22 protein-coding genes and 1 tRNA gene are annotated in these 26922 nt (G+C 34.8%); 2 read left to right on the forward strand and 21 right to left on the reverse strand.

The genetic code is table 11. The annotated features are described in order from the left end of the window. Positions 1 to 194: 194 nt before the first annotated feature. The 13 genes from JZO76_RS04910 to JZO76_RS04970 all read right to left on the reverse strand — a co-directional run bounded on the left by JZO76_RS04910 (position 195) and on the right by JZO76_RS04970 (position 19711). Positions 195 to 1136: an NAD-dependent epimerase/dehydratase family protein gene (locus JZO76_RS04910; RefSeq protein ID WP_206903073.1), complete on the reverse strand. Its 942-nt coding sequence runs from the start codon at positions 1134 to 1136 to the stop codon at positions 195 to 197. A 15-nt stretch (positions 1137 to 1151) separates the two neighbouring features. Next, the gene (locus JZO76_RS04915) at positions 1152 to 4607 is read right to left on the reverse strand and encodes a CDP-glycerol glycerophosphotransferase family protein (RefSeq protein WP_206903074.1); all 3456 of its coding nucleotides are present in this window, start codon (positions 4605 to 4607) and stop codon (positions 1152 to 1154) included. Between the two features lie 50 nt (positions 4608 to 4657). Then, complete coding sequence (locus JZO76_RS04920) at positions 4658 to 7945, reverse strand: CDP-glycerol glycerophosphotransferase family protein (protein ID WP_206903075.1); 3288 nt, start codon at positions 7943 to 7945, stop codon at positions 4658 to 4660. A gap of 82 nt (positions 7946 to 8027) precedes the next feature. Beyond that, a complete protein-coding gene (locus JZO76_RS04925; protein WP_206903076.1) occupies positions 8028 to 9203 on the reverse strand; it encodes a CDP-glycerol glycerophosphotransferase family protein in 1176 nt (391 codons plus the stop codon). Next, on the reverse strand, positions 9196 to 9927 hold the full coding sequence (locus JZO76_RS04930; RefSeq protein WP_206903077.1) for a WecB/TagA/CpsF family glycosyltransferase: 732 nt from the start codon (positions 9925 to 9927) through the stop codon (positions 9196 to 9198). The genes JZO76_RS04925 and JZO76_RS04930 overlap by 8 nt, the downstream gene beginning before the upstream one ends. Then, positions 9924 to 11063: a CDP-glycerol glycerophosphotransferase family protein gene (locus tag JZO76_RS04935; protein ID WP_206903078.1), complete on the reverse strand. Its 1140-nt coding sequence runs from the start codon at positions 11061 to 11063 to the stop codon at positions 9924 to 9926. The genes JZO76_RS04930 and JZO76_RS04935 overlap by 4 nt, the downstream gene beginning before the upstream one ends. A gap of 385 nt (positions 11064 to 11448) precedes the next feature. Continuing rightward, positions 11449 to 11796: a hypothetical protein gene (locus JZO76_RS14150; protein ID WP_242595794.1), complete on the reverse strand. Its 348-nt coding sequence runs from the start codon at positions 11794 to 11796 to the stop codon at positions 11449 to 11451. Between the two features lie 128 nt (positions 11797 to 11924). Then, positions 11925 to 13223: an asparagine--tRNA ligase gene (gene asnS / locus JZO76_RS04945; protein WP_206903079.1), complete on the reverse strand. Its 1299-nt coding sequence runs from the start codon at positions 13221 to 13223 to the stop codon at positions 11925 to 11927. Between the two features lie 59 nt (positions 13224 to 13282). Continuing rightward, positions 13283 to 14476 (reverse strand): pyridoxal phosphate-dependent aminotransferase, encoded by a 1194-nt coding sequence (locus tag JZO76_RS04950; protein ID WP_206903080.1) that lies wholly within the window; start codon positions 14474 to 14476, stop codon positions 13283 to 13285. 88 nt (positions 14477 to 14564) lie between these two features. After that, positions 14565 to 15068 carry a DUF5590 domain-containing protein gene (locus JZO76_RS04955; RefSeq protein ID WP_206903081.1) on the reverse strand — a complete coding sequence of 168 codons (504 nt, stop codon included), beginning with the start codon at positions 15066 to 15068 and terminating at the stop codon, positions 14565 to 14567. A gap of 80 nt (positions 15069 to 15148) precedes the next feature. Next, positions 15149 to 17899 (reverse strand): helicase C-terminal domain-containing protein, encoded by a 2751-nt coding sequence (locus JZO76_RS04960; RefSeq protein WP_206903082.1) that lies wholly within the window; start codon positions 17897 to 17899, stop codon positions 15149 to 15151. Between the two features lie 216 nt (positions 17900 to 18115). After that, on the reverse strand, positions 18116 to 18316 hold the full coding sequence (locus tag JZO76_RS04965; protein WP_206903083.1) for a cold-shock protein: 201 nt from the start codon (positions 18314 to 18316) through the stop codon (positions 18116 to 18118). A gap of 273 nt (positions 18317 to 18589) precedes the next feature. After that, positions 18590 to 19711 (reverse strand): hypothetical protein, encoded by a 1122-nt coding sequence (locus tag JZO76_RS04970; protein ID WP_206903084.1) that lies wholly within the window; start codon positions 19709 to 19711, stop codon positions 18590 to 18592. A 177-nt stretch (positions 19712 to 19888) separates the two neighbouring features. Here JZO76_RS04970 and JZO76_RS04975 point away from each other — a divergent pair, with 177 nt between their 5' ends. Beyond that, positions 19889 to 21223: a Y-family DNA polymerase gene (locus JZO76_RS04975; protein ID WP_206903164.1), complete on the forward strand. Its 1335-nt coding sequence runs from the start codon at positions 19889 to 19891 to the stop codon at positions 21221 to 21223. A gap of 61 nt (positions 21224 to 21284) precedes the next feature. On the opposite strand, the gene JZO76_RS04980 is transcribed toward JZO76_RS04975, so the two are convergent. Beyond that, positions 21285 to 22217: a haloacid dehalogenase-like hydrolase gene (locus JZO76_RS04980; RefSeq protein WP_206903085.1), complete on the reverse strand. Its 933-nt coding sequence runs from the start codon at positions 22215 to 22217 to the stop codon at positions 21285 to 21287. A 66-nt stretch (positions 22218 to 22283) separates the two neighbouring features. On the opposite strand from JZO76_RS04980, the gene JZO76_RS04985 reads away from it, so the two are divergent. Continuing rightward, a tRNA-Arg gene (locus tag JZO76_RS04985) sits at positions 22284 to 22357 on the forward strand. Positions 22358 to 22389: 32 nt separating this feature from the next. Here the strand turns inward: JZO76_RS04985 and JZO76_RS04990 are convergent. The 7 genes from JZO76_RS04990 to JZO76_RS05020 all read right to left on the reverse strand — a co-directional run bounded on the left by JZO76_RS04990 (position 22390) and on the right by JZO76_RS05020 (position 26881). Beyond that, positions 22390 to 23553, reverse strand: a complete 1164-nt coding sequence (locus JZO76_RS04990; RefSeq protein ID WP_206903086.1) for a GNAT family N-acetyltransferase — start codon at positions 23551 to 23553, stop codon at positions 22390 to 22392. A gap of 43 nt (positions 23554 to 23596) precedes the next feature. After that, on the reverse strand, positions 23597 to 24010 hold the full coding sequence (locus JZO76_RS04995; RefSeq protein ID WP_206903087.1) for a DUF3284 domain-containing protein: 414 nt from the start codon (positions 24008 to 24010) through the stop codon (positions 23597 to 23599). After that, on the reverse strand, positions 24007 to 24198 hold the full coding sequence (locus JZO76_RS05000) for a hypothetical protein (RefSeq protein ID WP_206903088.1): 192 nt from the start codon (positions 24196 to 24198) through the stop codon (positions 24007 to 24009). Before JZO76_RS05000 ends, JZO76_RS04995 begins: the two co-directional genes overlap by 4 nt. Positions 24199 to 24264: 66 nt before the next feature. After that, the gene (locus JZO76_RS05005; RefSeq protein ID WP_206903089.1) at positions 24265 to 24486 is read right to left on the reverse strand and encodes a hypothetical protein; all 222 of its coding nucleotides are present in this window, start codon (positions 24484 to 24486) and stop codon (positions 24265 to 24267) included. 173 nt (positions 24487 to 24659) lie between these two features. Next, positions 24660 to 26081: a PTS sugar transporter subunit IIC gene (locus tag JZO76_RS05010; protein WP_206903090.1), complete on the reverse strand. Its 1422-nt coding sequence runs from the start codon at positions 26079 to 26081 to the stop codon at positions 24660 to 24662. 125 nt (positions 26082 to 26206) lie between these two features. After that, the gene (locus tag JZO76_RS05015) at positions 26207 to 26539 is read right to left on the reverse strand and encodes a PTS lactose/cellobiose transporter subunit IIA (RefSeq protein WP_206903091.1); all 333 of its coding nucleotides are present in this window, start codon (positions 26537 to 26539) and stop codon (positions 26207 to 26209) included. 18 nt (positions 26540 to 26557) lie between these two features. Continuing rightward, positions 26558 to 26881, reverse strand: a complete 324-nt coding sequence (locus JZO76_RS05020; protein ID WP_016172413.1) for a PTS sugar transporter subunit IIB — start codon at positions 26879 to 26881, stop codon at positions 26558 to 26560. Positions 26882 to 26922 lie beyond the last annotated feature (41 nt).

Here is a 26922-nt window from a genome sequence, read left to right on the forward strand (position 1 = left end):
AGATTTAATACTAACACCATATACATTTTACGATGAGAATAACAAAAAGTTAATATCTTTATACAAAAAAATGTTCCCTCAATATTAAATAGCCATTTTTGAGAGAACACTAAAAAAATCATTGAAAACTAAAATGAATTACATGTACTACGTTAGAGTTTATAATACGGGATATCAGTCAATAAATTGAAATTTTATAATTCGTTTTCCAAATATAATTTAATACCATTTTCTACGGAATATTTTGGAGTGAACCCTAGCGATTTTAGTTTATCTATATTTGAGTATGAATAACGGATATCACCTTCTCTAGTTGGCAAATAATTTATTTTCAAGCTAGATTGAAAATAATCATCATAAATAGAGATAATTTTATTTAAAGAGGTTGCCTTTCCCGTTCCGACATTATATACGTTTCCACGAGAATTTTTAGACTCTGATACCAGAATAAGAGCTTGAACTACATCATCAATGAAGACAAAATCACGCTCTTGTTTTCCATCGCCAAAGACATTAAAAATAGCATTTTCTCCAGCTACTTTTTGCTTATATCGATCTGTTATAATAGATAATACTCCTGAATATGGCGATTGGGGATTTTGATTCATCCCATATACATTAAAAAATCTAACCGCTGAACCAGGAACATTATATAAATCATTATAAAGTAGTACAAATTGTTCCGAAGCAAACTTATCAACTGCGTAAGGCGACAGTGGCTTTATTTGAGAATTTTCTTTTTTAGGTAAACTTGGGTCGTCACCATATACTGCGGCAGACGATGCAAAAACCACTCTTCTGATATTTTTTTGTTTCTCTTTTATTAGCTCTAAAATATTTAAATTAGCATCCAAATTCACCTCATGCGTCTCTATTGGTCGTTGTATTGAATCTGCGACACTTGCAATTGCAGCTAATAAAAATACATAATCAAACTGTGTCTCATTAAATAATTTTTCCATTAATTCTTTGTTGCGAATATCACCTTCAACAAAATGAATTCGTTCAATATCCAGATTTTCTTTTTTGCCCATTGATAAATCATCAATAACAGTTACTTCATGGCCATTTTTTATTAATTCTTTAGCTAGTGAGGAGCCAATAAACCCTGCTCCTCCCGTAATTAAATACTTCATAAATATCGATCTCCTTTATATTAATTTACTATAAAACATCTTCATGGCTTCCTGATTATACACAATCGGATCAAATTCGGCCGCTTGAATATGAGTTTTATAAGCTAACACAATCATTTCAGCTATACCTTCTATAGAGTTATCTTTTGCTAACAGCCCTTTTCTACCACTATCCAAAACATATTCAGTAGCAGGAATTCTTGTTGTAGCAACTGGAACTTGAAGTGCCATTGCTTCTAACAATACCATTGGCTGTCCTTCATATGCTGATGTCAAAGTAAATAGCTGGCAATTTTTTAATATCTGAAATGGGTTATTTAAATGTCCTAATAAAAAGATTGAATCATTTAATTTTAACCGATCAACTAAATCAATTAATTCTTTTCTCATTGGACCATCACCTAGAAGGTATAACCGAAGTTGCGGAATCTCTTTTAGCGCTTTTGCAAAGGCCATAATGAGCTTATCTTGTTGCTTTTCAGGAGAAAGTCTACCCATTGTTATAATATTATAATACGAATCTTTATCATCTGGAAAAGAGACAAACCGCTTCGTAAGGTCAATTTTTCCAAAAAGTTCATCAATTACTATTTCCTCTTCTTGTACAAAACGTCCTTCAGAATCTTTATAAAAAATGCCCACAGTTGTAAAAATTTTTTCCACTAAATAAACAGTTATTTCATCTTTAACAGTTTCTATTTCATTATCTGGCAGTTTCCCGATAACAAAATTTCCAGACAATAATGTAGCTTTTCCCAAAAACGATTCTCTAGATATCTCTGCAAATTCACTAACGAAATCAAGGTTTACTTCATTTACATATCCAATAAGCTCGTTTTCTGACCAAAGTCGGTAGTAAATTCCATAACGATTTTTTACTTTTAGTGAATAATTATAGATTTTGTTTTTGTCTTCAACAATTTCAAGCTCCTTATTCTGAACTGCCTCAGCCCAGTTATCACTTTCTGGAAAGTCTACTATTCTAGCAAAGCCAACTTCATTGACCGTTTCACATATTCTATCCTTCAAAGACACAATCTTATGTCTATTCGTAAAACGATTTTTCATTTTTCTAAGACCTAATGATTTATCAGTAATTTTGAGTGCAGAATCATTCACCCAACCAATCGTTTCATTATTAATTTCCATTTGATAATATATTGAGTCATCAGATAAAGTAATCATTTTATTCAAATGAACAAGCAGATAACGATAATTTTTTACATCACCCACTTTTCTAGCTGTCTCATGAGTAGGTAAATCAATCCAAACAATTGCTTTACTTTTTGCTCGAATATAGCCATATAGATTTATATCAGTTTCTGTTTCCACTGTAGGATATTTTTTATCAAACTCTCCTGCATCACACCAACCGAAATAAATATCATTAATTAAGATTTTATAGCGACTTAATTTTTTCTCATCGTCTTCATAGTAAGCAATCGTGCTGATTTCATCTGCTTCGCTAAAAGTATATATTTCAAAATCAACACTATCATATTTATCAAATACCTTAAATGCTTTAATATGAGGAACTATATTTATCTTCATTTTTGTAATTAATGAATTATTCTCAATGATTTTTAAGGGACTGTCGAAAAGTTTAACTAAATCTAAACTATTCAGAACGTTCGTAATTTTTTCTGGATCAACATAGTATTTAAGTTTATCTGCATTAATTTGTTCCATGATTGGTGATACTGTGATTAATTGATCAAATTTAGCATACATCGTAAAAATTAAAGACAATGGTCTAAAATGTATCTTTATGCCATTTACTTCTCTATCTCTATCAGCAATCATGTCGCTATGCATATAACACAATTTTTTATCAGCATTACTAGCAGCAATATATTTGGCCCAATAATGGCTATATCCACTAAAATCAATGGCAACATCAAAATGTAAGTTAGCAAAAATTCTTTTAGCTTCTCTTTCAAATGAATGCCAAGGAAAAGAGTCAGATGTAATTTTTTGTAAATTTTTTGAAGCAAACAATTTATTAACATAATCATTTTCTTCTTTGGTTAAAATTGCATAACCAGGTTTATAAATGAATCTGCATTCATTAGGAATTGATAAGATATTATCAATTTGTACTTTCTTTTTGGGATAACCAGAAAAACAGGTAACATCGTATTTACTATAATCGATATTTTTAAGTAAATTTATCAAACTGCTAGTTATACCATTATTGTTCATCCCACCAACGTAAAAAAGCAACTTTTTCTTTTCTGATTTGCACTTAACTACGTTTCTATTTTCTAGTAGATTATCTTTAAAAATGTATTCAACGACTGATTTAGTTACATTACCATCATCGTATGGACAAAATAATTCTTTCGCTCTTTGATATTTCTCTTGATATGTGGTAGAAATATCAGACAATTTATTAAAGCTTTCAATAACCTCATCCATTGTTTCTAATACCGGTCCTGGAAATATCTCTTCTCCAAAATAAAGACCTCGTTCATTACTATACAAATCCTTATCCCAACAATAAAAAAGAATAGGTTTATTCGTTACTAGAAAATCAAAGAAAATACTAGAATAGTCCGTCAACAAAACATCAACACCTGCCATAACAAAGTTAGGATCAAATTCATCTGGCACCATGTATGCAGTAAGATCTGAATATTCAATTGCTTTTTTATATAGATAAGGATGTACTTTAATCAAAACATTATATTTATTGCCTATTTTTGCTCTTAACAAGTTACTTTCTGCAATTATTTGCTCAATTGAATCAGTTGGCTTGGTAATGGAACTCCCCTTCCAAGTAGGGCAATACAATACTGTTTGTTTTCCAGTATCCATTTTTATCCCTGCATTAATTAATGCTTGCACACTATTCTCTGATTTTGTATTTAACGTGACGTCAATTCTAGGATAGCCAAACTCCAATATTTCTCCCGGAAAAATACCATCCAGCTTAAAACTTTCTGTATACATTTTAGTGGTATGTGAGTTTGGACTAATCAGATAGTCTGAAAACAAAAAATTTCGAACAACATTTTGAAGTCCCGCCGGATTTCCATCTTGAATATCATATCCCATTTTTTTAAGTGGGGTACCGTGCCATGTGTTAATACAAATTTGCTCTTTCTTAGGAATAAAAAAAGATTGAAAAGTAGCGTTGTTAATTAAATATTTTGCAGAAGAAAGGACTTTAACATACTCTCTTGTATTTCGCTCTACAAATTCTACATTAGGCAAATGAAATAGTGCGCCTAGTGAAGATTCATCCAATAAATCCGTTTTACACCACACATGTTTAAAATTTTTGAATTCTGGATTAACTATTAAATACTCAAAAATCGCGGCAGGAGAATCAATTGCACTTTGACCGTCACGACTTTCATAAAAAATCAAATTATCATCAATATTTTCGTTTTCGTAGTCTTCAGCAAACCAAGTAGAGAGCTGTAAGGAAACATTTTGTTTTTTTTCAAAAATATTTTTTAATTTCATTCATTTTCACCCTTCAAATGATAGTCACTTATTATCAATAATTTTAAAATCTATTTCAAATTTTCATAAAACATTACTATAGCATCGTAATTATAAGCTTGTGCATTAAATTTGGCATAGCTCACTTTATCTTTAAGGTAAGCTTCAATTCCTTCTTCAAGTGACTGAACATTCGTTCCATGGATATAACCTCCGTACTTATTTTGCAATACAGAACGATTAGCTGGAATATCAGTAGCTATAACGTTCATTCCGAGGGTTAGAGCTTCTAATAATACCATAGGCTGTCCTTCGTAAATTGAAGGCAAAATAAACAAGTCACATTTTTTCATAATTGAAAATGGGTCTTTTCTATGGCCTAATAAATATACTGCGTTTTGAAGATCCAACTCTCTGATTAAATTTTGTATATCGTTTTTCAAGTCGCCTTCACCAAGGATAAATAATTTGATGTTTTCATGCTCTTTTGTCAAATATTTAAATGCCCGAATAAGATTCAATTGATTCTTTTCAGGAGAAAATCTTCCCATTGTAATCATATTAAAGTTGTTTGGATTAATGTTGTCAATTGCATTACCACTTATGTCCTGTAAATTTTCTTCATTTCTCTTTTTGGAGCACACAGAGACGTCTTTTATTAATTTAACCGCATCAGAAGATACCCATAGCATTAAAGAATTGAAATTCGTTAAAAACAACTCTTTTTCTTGAATTACAATTCGTTTTGTAATTGTAAGAGTATGTCCAACGTAATTAGTTAAATCAATATCTACTGGAACGTTAGGAATTTTTTTTTCGTCATCTGATAAAACAACAGCTGGTTGTCCAATAAGAACCCCATTTCTGAATTTTTCGTCAAATTCTTGAGAAATTTGTATTTTATTTTTACGGATTAAATAATTACGTAAAAAAGAAAATTTACGCATATCATGGATATTGGTTACAAATTTTTGCTCTACCCATCCAACTTCTCCGTCGTATGTCTGAATTAAAGAGTAATTGCCTGCCTCTGTTATAGCAATTCGATTCACTCCAACATATGTTTTGTCCAGGTAGCTTAATGGTGACACTTTTTTACTATTTTCAGCAGGGCTGGAATAAATAAAACCGTCCAGACTTTTAGAAATTGTTACTAATTGATAGACTGATTTAAACTTAACTTCAAATGTTACTTTTATACTTAATAAATCTAAATCTATCCACCCAACATAAATTCCATTAACCGTAATCTTAGCGTATCTTTTTTTGTTCAGGAGTATGGTTGCCACAACATAAACTCTACTATCACCAAATATTTTCAACTTTTCAAATCTATTCTGCGTAAGATTGTTCAAATTTTTAGCAATTAAATAATTCCCAGATTCTTTTATTTTTGCCGTATATCTTTTAAAATTCAGAGAATTTTCGGAGATTTTATCGTCATTGGTATCAGTTTGGTTTAAATTCAATAGTTTATCGATATCTAACAAATTATTAGCATAACCTAACTGCGTTGCTTTAACATATTTTGCTAATTTTATCCTGTTCACTTCCATTGTTTCTTCAGACACGCTTAAAATTCGATCAAAATAGCGATAAAGTAGAAATACCCCTGCAAGGTTATTTTTGTGGACTTTCTTGCCATCAATCACTTTTTCAGATTCACTCAACAAATCATTATGCTGATAAATTATTTTTTTTGTCGCAGGCATATTGCAAATTATTCTTGCCCAATAAAAACTATAACCACTAAAATCAATTGCAGCATCAAAGAAGACTCCACCTACAATTCTTCTGGAGTCTTGATAGTAAGAAAATTTAGGATAAATATTTCTTAAAAATTTGAACTTTCCAAAAGACTTGAAAACATTTTCTCTAAAATAGTCAGATCTTTTATAAAGCTTTCCGTTTGGTATAAATAATAGTCGTGCCTGTTTAGGAATATTGTTGATTACATTTTCTTCTTCATTTGACAAACCTTTTCCCAGAAGTATTGAAACATCATATTTTTTATAATCAATATTTTTAAGTAAATTCATGAAGCTAGAGGTTATACCGTTTTTCTTTAAACGGCCTGGATAAATTAACAACTTTTTTTTACGATCTGTTAACGAAATTTCTTTTATTTCCTTTTGAGACTGATTAAAAAAAATTCGATTTACATATTTTTCAGTAGTATTGCCATCATCATAGGGAACGAACTTGATTTTAAATGCATTGTATTTACTCTGATACTTCTTTGATACCTCAGATAAATTTTCAATTGTCAATAAAAGCTCATCGATATTCTCAACAATTGGACCAGGTAACGTATCTTCTGATAAGTACATTCCTCTTTGATTTTGGTAAAGATCGCGATCCCATGCATAAAAAATAATAGGTCGATCAGTCACAAGAAAATCAAAAAAGATACTCGAATAGTCTGTAATTAACAAATCTACACCGGCCATTAAAGCATTTGCATCTATAAAATCTGGGACAAGCATGTCTTTAATTTTCGGATTATTTTTTAAACTTTGATACAAATATGGGTGAACCTTAAGTAAAAAATTGTATTTACCTGCCAACTTATTTTTTAGTAATAAAGATTCTTGAATTATTTGTTCCTGATCGTTATTTGGTTCAGTTATTGAAGTCCCCTTCCAAGTAGGTGTGTATAAAATTGTCGGTAAATTCACATCGAGGAATAAATTATTAGTAGCTAACTCTGCAAAAATTACCTTCCTATCATTCTGAAGTGTAGCATCAATTCTAGGGTAACCACCTTCTAGAATCTTTCCTTCATAAATTCCGGCTAAGCGATAGCTTTGACTAAAAATATGTGATGTATGGCTATTAGGAGATAAAATATAGTCAGTCATTAAAAAATTCCGCAATACATTATGTGAATGAGAAAGATCACCAGGGATGTCAAATCCCATTAATTTTAGTGGCGTTCCATGCCAAGTATTGATATAGACTTGTTCCTCTCTTTTGGAAAAGAAACCCTGAAAAGTAGCATTATTAACTAGATAGTGTGCTGTAGCTAACCAACGTAAATACTCTTTTGAATTTCTTTCTACTATACTGACTCTATTTGGAAATTGATCTTTAAAATATTTTGCTTTTGGGTTATCTTTATCATTTATCACCCATATGTGGTGATATGATTCAAATCGACTATCGCCAATAAGGAAATTAAATAAAGCCAATGGCGAATCTACAATTGATCCCCCGTCCCTTACCTCGTATAAAATCGTATTTTTGACAATCGGAGATTGATAGTATTTTGCATACAATGTTTGAATTCGTGTTCTTTTTGAAAAAGAGATTCTCGCAAAATCAATAACCGTCTGCTTAACAAAACTTTTTAAACTCATATTTTTTCCTCAATTTCTAAAAATAAGATAATCACTGTCATCAAAGCAATCATATAAATTTTTCAACTTTATTTAGTTCATATTAATTTTTAACAATTTGACTAACTTTTTGAGATGCATCACCAAGCTCCCAACCGGCAAACATCAGATTAAAAGCTTGTATTTTTCCTTCATGTTCTCGCGAAAGTCCAGTTCTACAAAAATATTTTAATTGTTCATAAAAACTAGGTGTATCCGTAACTATAGGGCCCGGTACTTCATTATAATCAAAATAAAAACCTCTTAATTCTTCTTGATAATGCTCAATATCATATGGATAAAACATCATTGGACGTTCTAATATCGCATAATCAAACATAACAGAAGAATAGTCCGTAATCATCATATCACTAATTAAATACAGTTCATTGATGTCTTCTTCTAGACAGACTTTAACATTTCTTTCAAATCCAGTAATGTCAATAGTATCTCCCACCAAATAGTGTGGTCGAATAATAAATATATCGCTTGGGTTCAATATTGAAACTATCTGCTCCAAATCAAAAGGCATATAAAATTTGTAATTTCCTTTGCTAATAAAATAATCATCTCGCCATGTTGGTGCATAAAGAATAACACGACCGTCTTCCTTACCAAGGATTCTCTTCTTTAGCTGTCTCTTATAATTGTCATCGTTCTTTTTTTGTACCAAAATATCATTTCGTGGATAGCCAGTATCAAGAAACTTATTTTTAAAGCCAAAAGCCCGCTTAAATATTTTTTTGGAATATTCATTTGGAGCAATTAAATAATCCCAGCGTGAGGATTCAAAGATAAATTCTCTTTTGTATACTGAATTATCTGTTCCCGGCATCGATACCGTTTCAATATCTAATCCCAATTTTTTTAAGGGGGTTCCATGCCAAGTCTGGATATAGGTTGTTCCTTTGTTCTTTTTCAACCAATGGGGCATACGCGCATTAAAAACCCAGAATTGGGACCTAGGTGTAAAAAATAGCCACTTTAACGAGAAGCGCTTGATGAACTTAAAATCAGGAAACTCTTTTTTTGCTTTATCATAAAGGGAAGGTTTTACCCCCCACACTAAATCCCAATCCAGTTGCTGTTTTTTTAATTCGAGATAAATATAGTAAGGGTTATCAGAAGGTAGTTTGCCATTAAAGGATTCAAAAAGAACCGACTTTTTTTTAACTGGAAACAAACTAGCAATAATATTAAAGAAAATCCGATAAATGCGACTAATTACTTTTTTAATCATTACCATTCCTCATCTTCCACCACAAACTTTTTACTACAAAAATCGGTAACTGTACAATTCGACCAATTCGCGTCGGATTGCTTAATGAGCGATATAGCCACTCTAAATGTGTTTTAATAAAAAAATCTGGTGCACGTTTAACATGTCCGCTTAAAACATCAAAACTTCCCCCGACATCTTGAAAGACGTGTGCGTTGACACTACCCATATTTTCTGCCAGCCAAAGTTCTTGGCGGGGAAAACCTAAAGCAACAAATATAAAATCTGGTTTTACTTTATTCATCGCCGCCACGATTTCATGATCATCCATTTTTGTATAACCATCAATGCTGCCTACAACGATCAAATTAGGATAGTCTTTTTGAATATTTTTGATGGCATCTTGTAAAATTTCTGGTTTAGCGCCATAAAAAAAACACTTTTTTTGTGTCTTATTGGCATATTCCAAAAGTTTTACCATTAAGTCAAAGCCGGCTACGCGTTCTTTAATTTTACCACCGGTCATTTTTGAGACTAAAACAACGCCGATGCCATCAGGAATGCGATGTGTACTTTTGGCAAGTAAATCAATTACACTGGGATATTTGTTAGCTTCAAGCGCAATTTGCGGGTTGACACTAATGATGCTCATTTTCTGGTTACCTTCTAAAAATTTAGGGACATCTGTTAAAATGTCTTCATACGTAATTTGATCAACGGGCAGCCCTAAAATCATTTCCCTCATCTATTTTCAATCCATTCTATCAATTGTTTACAAGCATCCCCTTTATTGTAAGTATTCCAAAGTTTGTTGAAATCCTCTAAGTTTTCATAAGGGTACGCTGAGATTAGCTGTATTAACCCTGCTTCATCTGTAGTTAAAACTTTTGGCAACCACTCACTAAAATCTTTTTGCAGTCCTACTGTTTCATTATACTGATCAAAATCTGGACAATAATAAATAAGTTTTCCCTTAGGATTTGCCAATCCATACTCAAAAGGAACCGATGAGTAATCAGATATTAGACAATCAGCGTTTTGCAATAGCGCCTGCAGCGAAAGTGTCTCAAAATCTGTCACCACGTTTTTATACGTAGCAAGTTTTGCTCGTAAGACTTTATCGTGTGGGTGCGGATGCGCAAGCAGCTGCCATTGGTTCCCTAATTTTGCTGCTAATGTTTCAAAATCTAATAGTGGTGTTTCATAGTTTTCACGATAAGTCGGAGCATACAGTAGCGTCTTTTTTGTGCCAAATTTTTCAATAAACTTTTTTTTATTTATTTGTTTACTGTTTTTATCAAAATAAATATCAGTCGGTAAATAACCAAAGGGTAAAAACTCAGCCGTAGTTGTTTGATAACTGTCTTTAAAAATAGTCATCATTTTTTTTGATCCCACCACGTAATGAGTAAAACGTTCATAAACAGCTTGATAACGCTTTTTATCCTCACTACTTGCGGCTAGTGCATATTTAGCCTCTAGTCCAAAAGATTTCACAGCGCCATCGGCATGCCATAGTTGTAAGACCGCTGTATTTTCAGAAAATTGAAGTCCTGCTAAAAAAGCAAAATAATTATCACATAACACGACATCTGCGTTTTTTGTTAAAGCAATAATTTTGCTAGCAAAAATTTTCTTTTTCGCTAGTGAATATATCTTACAGCCAAATTTTTGATACGTTTGTGCTAATGACGCACTATTATCAGTATAACCAATAACTAAATCGTCTTTGAAGTAAGGGGCAAGGCGCTCTAAAATAATACCGCTCGTTGTTGGAAAGCTAAGTAAAAAAACGATTTTCTTCTTTTCTACTTTTCTTTGGCTTAATACGTGAATTAATTTTAGATAACCATGTTTTACCGTTGCACTGATAGTTTTCATATTTGCTCCTTTTTTACACTATGGTCTATTGTACATGAAAAGCCAATGATTGAAAATAATTGTAAACAAACTGTCATATTAAGATTGCCCTTTTGGGGGAATATTAATTTTTTTATCCATTTTAACTAATAAATTCATTCCTGTATTTGATGAAAATGGAGATTAACCTTAAAGCACGGGCAAAAAACTTAGCAGATGTGCAGCTGGTAAAAAGCTTTTTTAATACCGGTAGGATTTTGATTAAATGATATTTTTGATTTTTCAAAAACACCATTTAACAACGAAATTGCTTGAAGTTAGGCTGTAATTTCTTTTGCCGATCATCAACTTTTTTGCTACAAAAAAACCACAGTCTAAAAGACTGTGGTTTGAGCTCACAATAAAATTAGCTAAAGAAACAATTTTCCCCAACAGCGCGTTTCACATCATAGCTAGTAGCTGTTACATAGGGATTGTCTTGTGATACTTGGTCGCGGTCACACAGCTCACAAAAATCGACTTTAAAAACAATGCCGTCTGTTGCTACTTTTGCTGCTGTTGCTAAAATTGCACGATGGAATCCTTTGGGCTGTACCATATATTGTTTACCTAACACGATTGATTTTTCTGCTATCACTTTCATAACCCCTCTTCTTTCCTTACGTTGCACCCATGATAACATACCTTTTGGATTAAAATCAAGATAAATTAGCTTTAAATCAATATTTTTAACTTGTATATACTTATATACCAATTTTTAATTCGAGTTTAAAATACTTAAATAAAATAATTGCATTTGAATAAATTTATGAATTCTAAAAAACACGATTTTTCAAACCGATAAAAAAAAACCGCCGCTTTTAATTAGCGGCGGTTTCATTTTTATGGATAAATTCGATTTAACAAGCGTGGAAATGGAATTGCTTCACGGACATGTTCAATGCCGGCTAACCAAGTAACGGTTCTTTCTAAACCTAAACCAAAACCTGCGTGAGGCACAGATCCATATTTGCGCAAATCCAAATACCAAGAATATTCTTTTTCATCTAAACCATGAGCGCGAATTTGTTCAAGTAAATATTCATAATCTGTTGCCCGTTCAGAGCCACCGATAATTTCACCATAGCCTTCTGGTGCAATCATATCCGCACAAATCACCAAATCTTCTCTAGTTGGATGTGGTTTCATGTAAAATGGTTTGATTGCTTTTGGATAATTCAAAATGAAAACAGGTCGGTCAAAGGAGTTAGCGATAAAAGTTTCGTGAGGAGAACCAAAATCATCGCCCCATTCAATATCATCAAACCCATTTTCTTGTAATAGTTTGATTGCATCATCATAAGTGATACGTGGAAATGGTAATTGCGTATATTTTTCTAAAACCGCACGGTCGCGTTTTAACACATGTAATGCATAATCACAATTATCTAATACACTTTGTACCAAGTAAGCCACATATTGTTCTTGGACTTCTAGACTTTCTTCTTGATGCATAAAGGCCATTTCAGGTTCTAGCATCCAAAATTCAATCAAATGGCGACGTGTTTTAGATTTTTCTGCTCTAAAAGTCGGCCCAAATGAAAATACTTTCCCAAAAGCCATGGCAGCAGCTTCCATATAAAGTTGCCCAGATTGAGATAGGTAGGCTTTTTGATCAAAATAATTTGTTTCAAATAAATCGGTCGTTCCTTCTGGTGCTGAACCGGTTAAAATTGGCGGATCAATTTTAACAAAACCTTCTTTATTAAAGAATTCATAACTTGCCCGAATTAATTCGTTACGAATTTGCATGATAGCATGCTGACGAGATGAACGTAACCATAAATGGCGGTGATCCATCAAAAAGTCTGTACCATGTTCTTTTGGTGTAATCGGATAGTCATGACTTTCACCAATGATTTCCACATTTTGTACACCAATTTCATAGCCAAATTTTGAACGACTATCTTCTCTAATTTCGCCAGTTACTAAAATAGCAGTTTCTTGATTTAAATTTTTGGCCATTTGAAAAACTTCTTCAGGCACTTCACTTTTTACTACCACACCTTGAAAGTATGCTGTTCCATCTCGTAATTGTAAGAAAGCAATCTTACCACTAGAACGTTTGTTAGCAACCCAAGCACCAATTGTGACAATTTCACCAACGTGGTTTTTTGCGTCAATAATTTGAATTTGTTCCACTTGTGTCTCTCCTATTCTATTTACAATAATTACTAGTATAAGGATTTCCCCTTAGCATTCTAATCTTTATTGCGTTTGTTTTCAACAAATTTATGCATTCGTCTAACTGCTTCTTCTAAAATATCCCAACTAGCAGCGTAACTGATCCGAACATTTTCTGGAGCACCAAACCCGGCTCCTGTCACCAAGGCAACGTGTCCTTCTTCCAGCAAATCTTCGACAAAAACATTCACATCATCATAACCACACATTTCCATTGTTTTTTTAACATTTGGAAATAGATAAAAGGCTCCTTGGGGTTTTTTCAACTCAACACCTGGAATTGCCGCCACTAGCGGATATAATTTGTTCAAGCGCGCTTCAAAAGCAGCCCGCATATTTTCAACAGAAGTCTGATCACCGCTTAATGCTTCTAAAGCCGCATATTGGCTAGCAGCAGTCGGATTACTGGTTGATTGCGAGGCAATGTTCGTCATAGCTTTAATAATTTTTTCGTCCCCTACTGCAAAACCAATCCGCCACCCGGTCATAGCATATGTCTTTGATACGCCATTAATTACTATCGTTTGTTTGGCAATCGCCTCAGATAGTGTCGCAATCGGTGTGAATTCATTTCCGTCATAAACTAAGCGGCCATAAATATCATCGGCAACAATTAAAATATCATTTTTAACCGCCCAATTGCCAATAGCCGTTAACTCTTCTTTTGTATAAATCATCCCAGTTGGATTTGATGGTGAGTTAAGAATTAATGCAACGGTATTTTTTGTTTTTGCCTTTTCTAATTGGGCAACAGTTACTTTAAAATCATTCTCAAACAAACCGTCGACATACACCGGAACACCTTCAGCCAATTTCACTTGTTCGCCATAACTAACCCAATATGGAACCGGAATGATGACCTCATCTCCTTTATCCAAAATTGCTTGAAACAAATTGTACAGCGCATATTTTGCTCCATCGGTCACGATTATTTCTTCAATTGCATACTTGCGGTCGTAGTACTTTTCCATATAGTCTGCAATCGCCAGACGTAATTCTGGAATACCAGCAGATTGCGTGTAAAAGCTAGCTTGACCGGAATTAATCGCTGTGATTGCCGCATCTTTAATATTTTTTGGCGTAGTAAAATCCGGCTCACCTACTGTTAAACTTAAAACGTCGACTCCTTTTGCCTTTAGCGCTTTAGCTTTCGCTGCGGCTGCCAACGTTACAGATGGTTCTAATTTTTGGGCCCGTTGCGATAATTTCATACTCATCATCTCCTCAATAAAATTAAAAAATTCGTGAAGCGGTTATTTAAGCCGAAATCTTTTCGGAATAATAAACAATTTTAAAAACTTACACATCTTTAATAACTTTTACTTCTTCTCCTTTTTCAAAGGACAATAAATAATAAGTAATCTGGCCTTCTTTATCTGTTGCCATTACTTCCCAAACTGGTTTTTTATCATACATGCCTAATTCAGCCTTCTTCGCCGTCTGACTATGAAAGGTGTTATTGACCAAGGCTTTAGCCTTATCGGCTGTAATGCCCTCTTTTTGCGGCAATACGGTAATTTTATCGCCTGACTTTGGCACAATGACTGCAATTTCTTTTCCATCTTTATCACTGCCAATTAAACTAAAGTACGTTTGCTTGCGATTGTACCAGTAAAATTCGTCGACATTTACCAAATTGGTATGTTTTTTTGCTAGTGTCGTTGCTTCTTTTTTGGCTTGTTGCAGGGGGCTTTGCGCCTTCAAATAGCCTAATACACCCAAAGCAATAACAACCACTAAAACACCAGAAATAATAAATAAAATCAGTTCCTGGCGCTCTTCTTTTGCCAAGTTTTTTTTCACAGGTTGACGCTCCTTTTGTGATAATTGCTTTTAATTATAGCAGATTTCAAAATAAAAAGTTTTTCATTATCAAAAATCCACTAATCTTTTAAAAATTCTGTAATCTCTGCAGCTATCTCTAAAATAGGTTTTTCACTGATTGTAACTTTTTTAGGAATTGCCTGTCGTAATTTTTTGCCATAAGTGGTGTTAACAAAACGCCGATCTAATACCACCATCACGCCCCGATCGGTAGATGAACGAATAAGCCGTCCATAAGCTTGTCGCAATTTCAACATCGCATTAGGTAATGACTCTTCATTAAAAGGATCTACGCCAATCGCATTTAAAAACTCATAGCGCGCGTGAATAAACGGGCGTTTGGGATTTTCAAAAGGCAAGCGCGTCACAATTACTAATTCTAATTGCTCTCCTGGTAAGTCAATTCCTTCCCAAAAGCTATCTGTCCCAAATAAAATCCCAGCATTACTTTGACTAAAGCGTTTTAACAACTTATCTCGACTGCCCCCTATACCTTGGGCAAGTATCTCTCGACCGTTTTCCAAAAATGTTAGATGCATTTTCTCATATACTTTTTGTAGCACATCGTGAGAAGTAAACAATACCAAAGCTGGTCGTTTAAAATCTTTTAATAAAAGCGTTAAATTTTCGGCCAAAAAGTCACTGTATTCACTTGGTGAAAGCTTAGGTATATAGGCCGCTTTGGTAGGTACTAAAATTTCCGTTTGATTGGCGTAATCAAACGGAGCCGGGACAATCTTTAAACTTGCTGTTGGTATCCCTAAGCGTTTGGCAAATAGGTTGCGATCTTTTGTAAGTTTTAACGCGCCACCAACGTAAACAATTTTTTCAAACCTTGGGTACCACTTTGTTTGAGGTAAAATTGCGGCATTAAAATCGGTGACTTGAAAAGTTAAACCTGGGTGTTTTTCACTTCGTAAAATCCAATGGGTATAGCGCGGCGCAAAATCATGACAAAATCGTTGCATGATACGTTTTTGTTTTTCTAATTCGTCTAACAAATCTGCTAAAGTGGCAAAATCAATTTGTGCCGCTGTGCTCCAAGCAAATTCGCGTTTTTCAAGAAATTGTTGCCAGCTTGCTTTAATCTCGCTGCTTTCTTTTAAAAAGAGTTCAATCTTCTTAAAACATTTTAAAGTCTTTTTATCAAACTTTAAAAAATCTGCTGACGTTATAATTTCTTGTTCTGGAGCTAATTTGTGTAGTAATAAATCACGCAGCACTTCATAACTAGCAACTAATTCTTTTAACTCTTCTTGCAGTAATGCAATGAAGTGTTTGGCCGCCATTTCTTCTGCTAGCCAATCGTCTAGTTTGGCAAAAATCCCTTCTTCGCTAAGCGCTAATTGTACCTGCTTTTCAAAGGTGAAAGTGTTAAATGACTCTGCTGCAATTTTTTCACAAATTGTCGGCAAATGATGGGCTTCATCAATAATAAGATAGGGCGATTCAGGTAATAATGGTTCTTTTCGTAAACTTTCTTGTGCCAAAAAAGCATGATTTACAATTAAACAATTGCTTTCTTGCATTTGACTATTTAAAAACTTTAAAAAGTCATGCTGATAAAAAGGTGATTTTTTTGACAAGTAATTCACGCCGCGATGCGCCACATCTTGAAAGAAAAGATGATTTAAGTTAATTAAATTCAGCTCGCCGAAATCTCCTGTTGTCGTTTTGGTTAACCAAACCAAGACCGCCATTTGATAAAGAGCGTATTGTTTTTGTGAAACTGGTTTACTTAGCGTTTGTTTAAATCGCGCTAAATCCAAATAATGTCGTTTACTTTTCACCACAACAGCTTGTAATTTTTGTTCTAAAAAGCGGTTTAACAAGGGAATATCTTTTTTCATGATTTGCTCTTGCAATAATAACGAGACTGTACTAACAACCACCGGTTTTTCTGGCGTGGCTAGAAAACTAGCAGGTAATAAATAACCAATCGTTTTTCCCATACCTGTAGCAGCCTCAATAAGCAAGTCTTTTGTTTCATCTTGAGTAAAGTGCTGATGAACTAAATTCATGAGCCGTGCTTGTTCTTTGCGAAACGATAGCTCATTTTGATAAAGCTTTTCTTTTTGTATTTTCTTTTGGGGATACTTTGTCTGATAATAAGTATCTTCATATAACGTTACTGCTTTTTTTCTTAGAACAATTCCGTCAATTACTTCTAGGCCAGCAGCTAAAGGTGGATTTTCTTTTAATTGTTGTAAGTAGATATTGGCGATATATTCCCCTGTCTGCATCGCAGTAAGCGTTGCCCGCTCACTGATAGTCTTTAACGTTACTAAAGGTAACTGCCGCATCACGGCTTCAATATAAAGTAACAAGGCACCAGTAACTTCAGCATCACTGTCTGCTTGATGGGGATTGTCATGTTGTAGGCCAAAACTTTCAGCTAAATCACTTAATCGAAAGCTGCTTTCTTCTGGCAGAAAAATTTGAGCTAACTCAACCGTATCAATACCGGGAATTTTTAAAGGCGTCACACCACAACGTTTAAGTTCAGCATTTAAAAATTGGTAATCAAAAAAGATATTATGTGCCACAAAAACCGTATCCGCCAATAGATCAGCAATAATAAAAGCTACATCTTCAAAATAGGGTGCTTTTTGAACACGGCTGTTGGAAATATGCGTTAGGTTTTGAATTTGTCTGGGAATTTTTCTTTCTGGATTAATATCTGTCGCAAAACGATTGATTAGACGGCCATTTCTAATTAAAACACAGCCGATTTGGATAATGCGATCAACCTTGGGATCTGTGCCCGTTGTTTCGATATCCACTACGGCATACGTTGTATTTTGGTTCATCCTAAGCCATCTCCTAATAAATTTCATAATGGGAACTAAGGCCCTTTTGAAATTATACTATTTTTTCAATAACCGCGAAATAAAAACATGCTTTTTAACAAGGCCGTTGCAAAATTTGCGGCCAGCATAAGTGAATAAAAGAAGAATAGGCGATTAAAGTTTTTAGACAAAAAAAAGCCTGACGATAAAATCGTCAGGCTGATACGTTAGATTTAATTAAGCTTTAGTAACGTTTGTTGCTTGAGGGCCACGTTGACCTTCTTCAACGTCGAAAGTTACTGCTTGGCCTTCTTCTAAAGTTTTGAAGCCGTCGCCTTGGATAGCTGAGAAGTGAACGAATACATCGTTACCGTCTTCTGCTGTAATGAAACCAAAACCTTTGTCTGCGTTGAACCATTTAACTGTACCTGTTTGCATATTAAAATCCTCCTTGTGTGAAACACACGTATTTGTGCAATTCCTTGTATCCGGTGAAAAAGTGGAAGATGTTTAAATATGAAACAAGCTTGCCATTAATTACCTTTACAATAACTACAAAAAGAATTGTACCACAAATAATTTATAAAAGCGAATTTATTTTTACTAATTGTTAAGACAATTTAAAAAGCTTTGCGCCAAAAGAATTCATTTCTTTGGCACAAAGCTTTTTTTTACGAAATTAATCGCTAGAAAACGTAGCTGTTAAAGGAATTAGTAGCGTAAGATAGCCGTCAAACTCTTTTCATCTGGTGCATCTTTTTGCTCTAAAACAAAAACTTGGCCACTGTTTTTAACAACATCGGCAACTAAATTATTCAAAACTTGTCGTCGATCATATTCTGTATCTGGATCTTCACCAAAACCGTCCACTAAATTAGAAGTTGCAATAAATAAATCCGAAATGCGTCCTTCTTTAGCCGCTAATGCAATATCTGGCAATTGATCAACAAATTTTTTGTCTAATAATTTTTGATAAGAAGCAATTTCAGCTTGAGATAACGTGTCTGCAATTTCACCTAAATCTTCTTTAATTTTCTTAATATCTAATTGAGCCGGTGAACCTGAAATAGCAGCATCAGCTTGGTAATACGGTGTTTTAGCGTATTTTTTGAACATAGTTTGATTTTCTGGCAAGGCGTATAAATACATTGGATAATTTGCTGGGTTGTCAAATTTATCTTTAAAGAAAGTATCGACTGCTTGATAATAATTTACCCAGTCTATTTCTACTTCTTCATCTTTGGCATTAACACCATGATACGCAATACCTTCTTTTGAGCCTGTTTGACTACCTTGGGAGCTATAATTTAGACTCCCGCCAGTTAATTCGTCTCCGAGAGCTGTTTTAACATCAATTGGCGCATCTTCTGGCAATATCACTTCGGTAATTTCTTTATTATCAACAAAATATAACTTCATTGAGTCGCGATTTAAAGCCAATAAATAATACGTATAGTTAAACTGACCATTCTTAATTAAAGCCAGTAAGTAAGGGAGGTCCCCTACATAATACTGATCATCAACAGCAATGTTTAAGCGATGAACAAGCGTTTCTTCTGGTGTCAAGAAAACGGCAACACTTTTTGTTCCGCTACGCCAGAAAGAAGCGTCAGCTAAAAGCGTATCAATTTTATCTTGAATTTTTTTCCATTCTTTTTCAGGATATTTCTTTTCAAAACGTTTTTTGGCTTCTTTGGCGAAGTTTTTAAATTTGATTTGATCTTTTTCTACATCTTGGTGGGCAACATGGGTATTTAGCATAATCGTGACAAAAGGCCCTTTTTCAAGATCAGCAGTTAATTGCCGCAAGACTTCATTTCCAACTTTGGTCATAAAACATTACCTCCTAAAAATAATGAATAACACTACATTAAAAGTGTAACACGCTTACATTTTTACATAAAGTAATAAGGCCTCTGTTCATTTCTAAGCCAAACCAGTTTTTACTTTCTGTTCGCTTTACAAAAACAAACGCATGTTCGTATAATGAAGATGAAAGAAGGTGATTCGATGGAAGCAAACTTCGATTATCGTAAAGAAATTGTTCAAGATATTTTATTTATTGATGTCAAATCCTTTTATGCGACCGTGGAATGCGTGATGCGCAACTTAGACCCCTTAACCACGCTTTTGGTCGTAATGAGTAGCGAAGATAATACCGGTAACGGTTTAATCCTCGCCTCTTCTCCGGCGGCAAAAAATAAATTAGGAATCACAAACGTGACCCGAGCTGACAATTTACCCGATCATCCCAACCTTTTAAAAGTGCCGCCGCGCATGAGTTTGTACATTAAAGAAAATATGCGTTTTAACGCTATTTTCAAGCAATACGTGGCTGATGAAGATTTATTGCCTTATTCCATTGATGAATCCATTTTAGATGTTAGTCATTCTTTAAATTTATTTTATCCCGATCCGACGGAATCACGGTATATGAAACGTATGCGTTTGGCTCACCACATTCAAAATGAGGTTAAAGAAAAATTGGGGTTAATTTTGTCCATTGGCATTGGTGATAATCCACTTCTGGCAAAACTTGCACTAGATAATTTTTCCAAACACAGTCCTAATTTCATTGCTGAAATTCGTTACCAAGATGTTTTAACCAAAGTTTGGTCTATTCCTGAACTAACAGATTTTTGGGGCATCGGCCGCCGTATGAAAAAACGCCTTTACAATTTAGGAATTGATACGATTAGACAATTGGCCAATAGTGATCCCATCATCCTAAAAAGTCACTTTGGCATTTTAGGTTTGCAACTTTACTATCATGCAAACGGGATTGATCGCACGATTATTGCCGAAAAAGCACCTCCTACCAAAGAGAAATCTTATGGCAACAGTCAAGTTTTACCAAAAGATTATACAGATCAAAAAGAAATTGAAATTGTAATAAAAGAGATGGCTGAACAAGTTGCTGCCCGCATTCGCCGTCACCATTGTCTCAGCCAATGTGTATCTGTATATATTGGTACTAGTCGTGGTGGTGAAAAAGACAGCTTTTCTCATCAAATGAAAATTACAGCCACAGATAATACAAAAGAATTAATCCACTACTGTCTAACTATTTTTCGTAAGTATTATACGGGGCAAGTTGTCCGTCATATAGGAATTAGTTATGGAAAACTTATTTATACAAATGCGAAGCAATTGAATTTATTTACTTCCCCAGAAGTTCAAATAAACGATGAACGTTTAGATAAAATTATCGATAAAATTCGGACAAAATATGGATTTTCTGCGATTATTCACGCGACAAGCAAATTAGATGGTGCCCGCAGTCTAGCCCGCAGTCATTTGGTCGGCGGACATAACGGCGGTGCCGGTGGTTTAGATGGTCTATAGACAAAAAGCCACTATTTTGTAAGAAAACTTACAAAATAGTGGCTTTAAGTTTATTTATACTTTAGCGATTGATTGAACGAGACACACGATTAATGGTGTGGCGCATCCCTCGAATTGCAATAGACATTTCGAAAATATTTTCTGCGGGTGCCATGCCGCCATAGCCAGCATCGCCAATATGTTGCAAATCAACGCCACATATTTTATTAGTGATCGCCATTTGTCGTAGCGTTTCTGGACGTGCACTTTCTTGGCTAGTACCGATGGCAGTCATTGTTAGCAGATCATTTTCTTTTGCCAATTTTACCGCTTCAATTAAATCTTGCTCTAAAAAGCCTTGGATTGTTCCAACAGCTGGTAGTAATAAAATATCTGCTCCTGCCTTGGCATAAGCAGCTACAGCCTCTTTGGTCACAACCGGTTCACTTGAGCCTGCGCTGTGCATTTTTCCAGCAATCACTAGGCCTGAAAAATGTTCTTTGGCAATTTTGACAGCATCAGCAATTGCAGCGTTGGTTACACCGGTGCCGGGGTTTCCAGTAAAACAAATAAAATCAACACCTAATTTTTCTGCTTCTTGAATTGTTTCAATGGAACTTGTTCGTCCCTTAGAGATGACAACTTGCTCACTCATCAAATCCAACTCGGCGGCAATAGGCTCTAAATTAATGCCAATTGGTCGTCCTGTTAATTTTTTTAAAGTTGGGATTGGATTTTCAATCACTGTTTTTTCATCAAAAATCATTTCTGGTGTTAAGCCCGGCATCCCAAAAACAACTGGCCGAAAACAATCAAAACCATTTAATAAAATTAAGTCAGCGCCAAATGATGCTGCTACCTCTGCATTGGTTACATCCATTGCTTGTGGAATTGTTTGCACAACCGTTTCTGTTACAATTACACGACCTTCACTTGCTTTAATCGATTGTTTCAATTCTTTGGCACTCATTTTTTTTACATCACTATAATCAGCACTAATTAATCGTTTTACCATTTGTATTCCTCTTTCTTTACGGACGACTTGCATCCTTTATCACTTCAGGCTAAAATATAACAGTATGTTCCCGTAGCTCAGTCGGATAGAGCGGTCGCCTCCTAAGCGACAGGCCGCTGGTTCAATTCCAGTCGGGAACGTTTTGAAGTCCGTTTAGGGCTTCTTTTTTATTTTAAAAATAGTCCGCTAGCAGCGGTTTTTCTGATGGTAGCAATTTTTCTAAGGCATAAGTCAGCTCTGGTGTTACATCAATTTTTTCTTCTGCCTGTAAAGATTGGATCTTCACACTACCTAAAAACAACTGTGTAAAGCTTTGTGGCGTGGCTTTAATCTTTGGCAGCAAACTTTCTTTAACCTTGGAAACATTCCCATCTGGATAAATCTCGTATATACCATTATTAGCTGGCAAATAATTATCCTGATAAATTTCAATAGCGAAATCTGACAGAATCTTTTCTTGCCAAGGAAATGATTTTAAAAAGGTCGCCACATTGACAACCCGCGCCATCATATAAGGTAAAATCTTCACTTCTACTTGTGGATCCAAAACTTGCAGTAATTTGGTTGTACCGCCAAACGGATGCGTCCAATGAATTGTTTTGACCGTGCCGCTATGTGCTGCAATAAAATCATGTAAACTTCTTTTTCCTTTTTCTGACAAGGCCACTAATTCTATGATTTCCAATTTATCGACGCTAATTTGATAAACAACGTAACCACACATTACCCCGTTTTCTTCATATAGTGCAAAGTTAAAATTTTTATGCAAAGAAAATTTGTAGGTAAACCACCACTCAGCCCGCAACATTCCCCCACGCATACTTTCAGTACTTTTTTGATAAATTTCTGCCATATTCTTTTGCGCTACTTCAAAAGAAACACGGCTGACTTTACCGTGACTTTGACCGCCAAAAGGCCATTTTTCTGCTGGAGCCTCATAACGAATTTGCAAAAATGCTGTCTCATAGCCATAGCGGCGATAAAAAGGATAGGAAAACGGTGCTAAATAAGCTAACTGTACGCCCTCATCATAACTGTCTTCTAGCACTTGTTTCATAAGCTTATCAATACGACCTTGTTTGCGAAATTCAGGATAACTGGAAACATAGCCAATTCCCCTCATTTCAAACGTCTGATTCCAAAAATTGACTAAAAAAGGCGTAGCCATAATTTGACTAACCAATTTCTTTTCAGCCAAAGAACCATAGTTTTTAGAATTTCGGGCCAGATATTCAAAACGTTCAACTTTTGCAGTGCTCTTCTCACGAGCAAAAGCATAAGCCGCCAAGTCAAACATCTGGTCATTAAAATCTGATTTCATCTTTACAATTGTCACTAGTTTTCCCTCCAAACGAAAAAAGGTGGCCATAGCCCCCTTTTTAATTGGCATTTGCCATATTTTCTAGCATCTTACCAAACTGGCGCTTGCGGAAAAATCCTAGCATAATGCCTAAAATCATATCATTTATTTGCTGCATAAAACCAAAAGATTGCATATTTTCGTTATAGCTGACTTTACAAGTCTTGTCGTTAATTGGTGTAATTTCATAGCGGACGACAAATTCGTTACGGCTTGTTGAGGTTTTAAATTGATATATTTGATTTTCAACCAATTCTTCAATTGTAATTTTGGCACTGCTATTTTTCGAAAATTGCTTCACGTAGGAAAGATTTTTTAATTGTTTGCGTGTAATATTTTCCCCCGTCGCTTTTCTGACATCGAAAATAACTGAGTCCATCATCTTATCAAAAAATTTTTCTGCTGAAATATTCAAATTTTTTTCTACTTTCATGCTTTATCGCCTCTTTCACGTTTTGGCGTTTTGCCTTTTAGAAATAATAGTCCACCAACCAAAATAAACGCTAACCCTACTATCAAACGTCCCACATTCATTTGTTGCGATGGTCCGCTAAAACTATAAATAGTGATTAAAAAGCCGATACTACATAAAAACAAGCCATTCTTTACCATATTTATCATCCTACTTCCTACTTTTACACCTGTTGTTAAATCCATTTTTTCTAAAGCGCTGTTTTATGCTTTTATTTATGCTTCTACTGCAGCTTGGAAATATAAAACAGATCCCCAAGGCTGTGCTTTAATTAATTGTTTTGCAGTAGTTGCTGCTTGCTCCTGGTCACCAGTTACTTCAAAATATAATTTGATCCCTTTTTTTTCTTTGAAAGAATAGCTGATCCCAGCTTCATTATACTCAGCCAATAATTTTTTTATTTCTTCTTGTTGCATCGCACTTGCAATACTAATCATGAAAATTCCTCCTTAATAAATTTATTACTCCTAGATTGCACATTTAACTTTTTTACAGCAAAGCTTTCTATACTTAGTTAAACTGCCTTGACGGTTTTATTTTCCCATAAAATTCTTCATAAGAAAAGAACTGCTTCCACCTCTTTGGGAAGCGAAAACAGTTCTTCGACATTTTATAAATCAGTTGGTTGAATCTTATTTGCTGCAATAACAAATGGTGTGTAAATTACAAATGTTACAGCCATACAAATGATTGAAACAACTACTGCACGCCAGTCCATTGCTGTCGCTAACAATGCATTTAGAATTGGTGGTGTTACCCAAACAACTTGTTGTGATACTGGGTTTACCCAACCAGCTTGCGTTGCAAAGAAACCGATTGAAACAGATACTAGTGGCGCTAAGATATAAGGAATGAATAACAATGCGTTTAATACAATTGGCATCCCGAACATAACTGGTTCGTTAATATTGAAGATACCAGGGCCAACACCCAAAGTACCAACTGCACGGTAATCTGCGCGTTTTGAGAAGATTAAAATCGCAATCAAAAGCATCAAGGTACCACCGGCACCACCAAACCATGCATAAATATCAAATGAACCACGAACCCATTTGTAACCATCGTCGATAACGGCAGACATACCGCCTTCTTGGAACAAGTTAACGTTTTTAAGTTGTGCTACAGAGAATACACCTTCTAAAATTGGTGCTAATACGTTGGTACCATGAATCCCGAAGAACCAGAATAATTGTACGAATAAAGTCACAATTAATACGGCGCCGTAACCTTGAGAGAAACCAAGCAATGGTTTAGCAATCATTTCTTGAATCCAAGCCAACAATGTCATACCTGGAACTAATTTAGAGAAGATCCAGTAGAAAAGTGCTACTGCATATAAAGCAGCTGTCGCAGGAATAATTGCGGCAAAAGCTTTTGAAACTGCTGGTGGCACTTGTTCTGGCATTTTGATAGTAATATTAGCCAACATTAATTTACAGAAGATAATACTTGCTACAAAACCAACAATCATTGCGGTAAAGTAGAAGTTTGCATCCATGTTGTTTAATGGAATCCAGCCCCACGCATTTGCTGTAATGCCATCAGCAGTTGCAGACCAACCGCTTGTTGCAGAATTCGCATTGATTTGATCAACTAAGTCTGCAGGCATTTTTTGTGCTAATGTACCAGAGTAAGAATACGTTACACCAGAAATAGCGGCCGCAAGAGACACGATACCACCGGCTAAATCATTAACACCATAAGCACGAGCTAAGTTAAAGCCCCATGAAAAGGCGAAGATAATCCCGGCGATTGCTAATGTACCATTCCAAACGTAACCATTGATTGTAATGATCGTACTAATAAGAGCAAAGATACCTTTTCCTTCAGCAATGCTGGCACCCCAAGTTGAGATAAATTGCCCTGGTAAATCACGAATAATTGCGTTGATCATAACGGCTACTGAACCGGCCATAGTAGCAGGCATCGTGCCAATAAAGGCATCCCGTAAAGCAACCAAATGTTTTTGGGAACCAATTTTTGCTGCGATCGGAAGCACGTGCTTCTCTAACCACGCTGTTAATGCATCCATTTTATTTCCTCCTAATAAAAAATTACAGGTATCATCCTTTTAACAAACAACCACGTATAAAAAAGATGTTTTAAACTGCTCACCTGCCTAGCAGTAAGCTAATTATTAATAGACCTGTAGCAAGCCTATTTTTCGGCTTCCATTTTTGCCATTTTGCGATAAACATCAATAATTTCTTTTGCTAAATCAGTGACAGCAATGGCAGTCATTAAATGATCCTGACTGTGAACAGTCAAAAGTGTTACAGCAACATGTTTGCCTTGTGCTTCTTGGGTTAACATATTGGTTTGTGAATGATGTGCTTCAGTCAGAGAATTTTCCGCGTCTGCGATTTTTTTATCTGCTAATTCAAAATCACCTTTTTTAGCGGCTTGAATTGCTTCCATCGCATCACTTTTGGCATTCCCACCATACATGATCAAACCCATGATGGCTTCCAAGCTTTGTTGTTCTTCCACAAAATTCCCTCCTAACGATTATTCTTCATTCATCAATTTTTCAGCTTGCGCCAAAACTTTTTCACCATTCATCATGCCGTAATCTGCCATGTTGATAACATCTAATTTGATGCCTTTTGGTGCAACTTTTTGTTCAAATTGCGCTTTCATAAAGCGAACTTGTGGGCCAAGTAATAATACATCAACATTTTTTTCTTCCAAAATATTGTCTGCTTCAGATGCTGAAACTGCGAAGATGTCGGCATCAATACCTTTTTCTTCAGCTGCTTTTTCCATCTTGGTCACAAGTAAACTTGTACTCATCCCTGCTGAACAAACTAACATAATTGTTTCTTTTGCCATTTTATCTCACCTCTTTTTCATTTATCTTACACTTAACTATA

Source organism: Candidatus Enterococcus myersii, assembly GCF_017316025.1.
Classification (GTDB): Bacteria; Bacillota; Bacilli; order Lactobacillales; family Enterococcaceae; genus Enterococcus_C; species Enterococcus_C montenegrensis.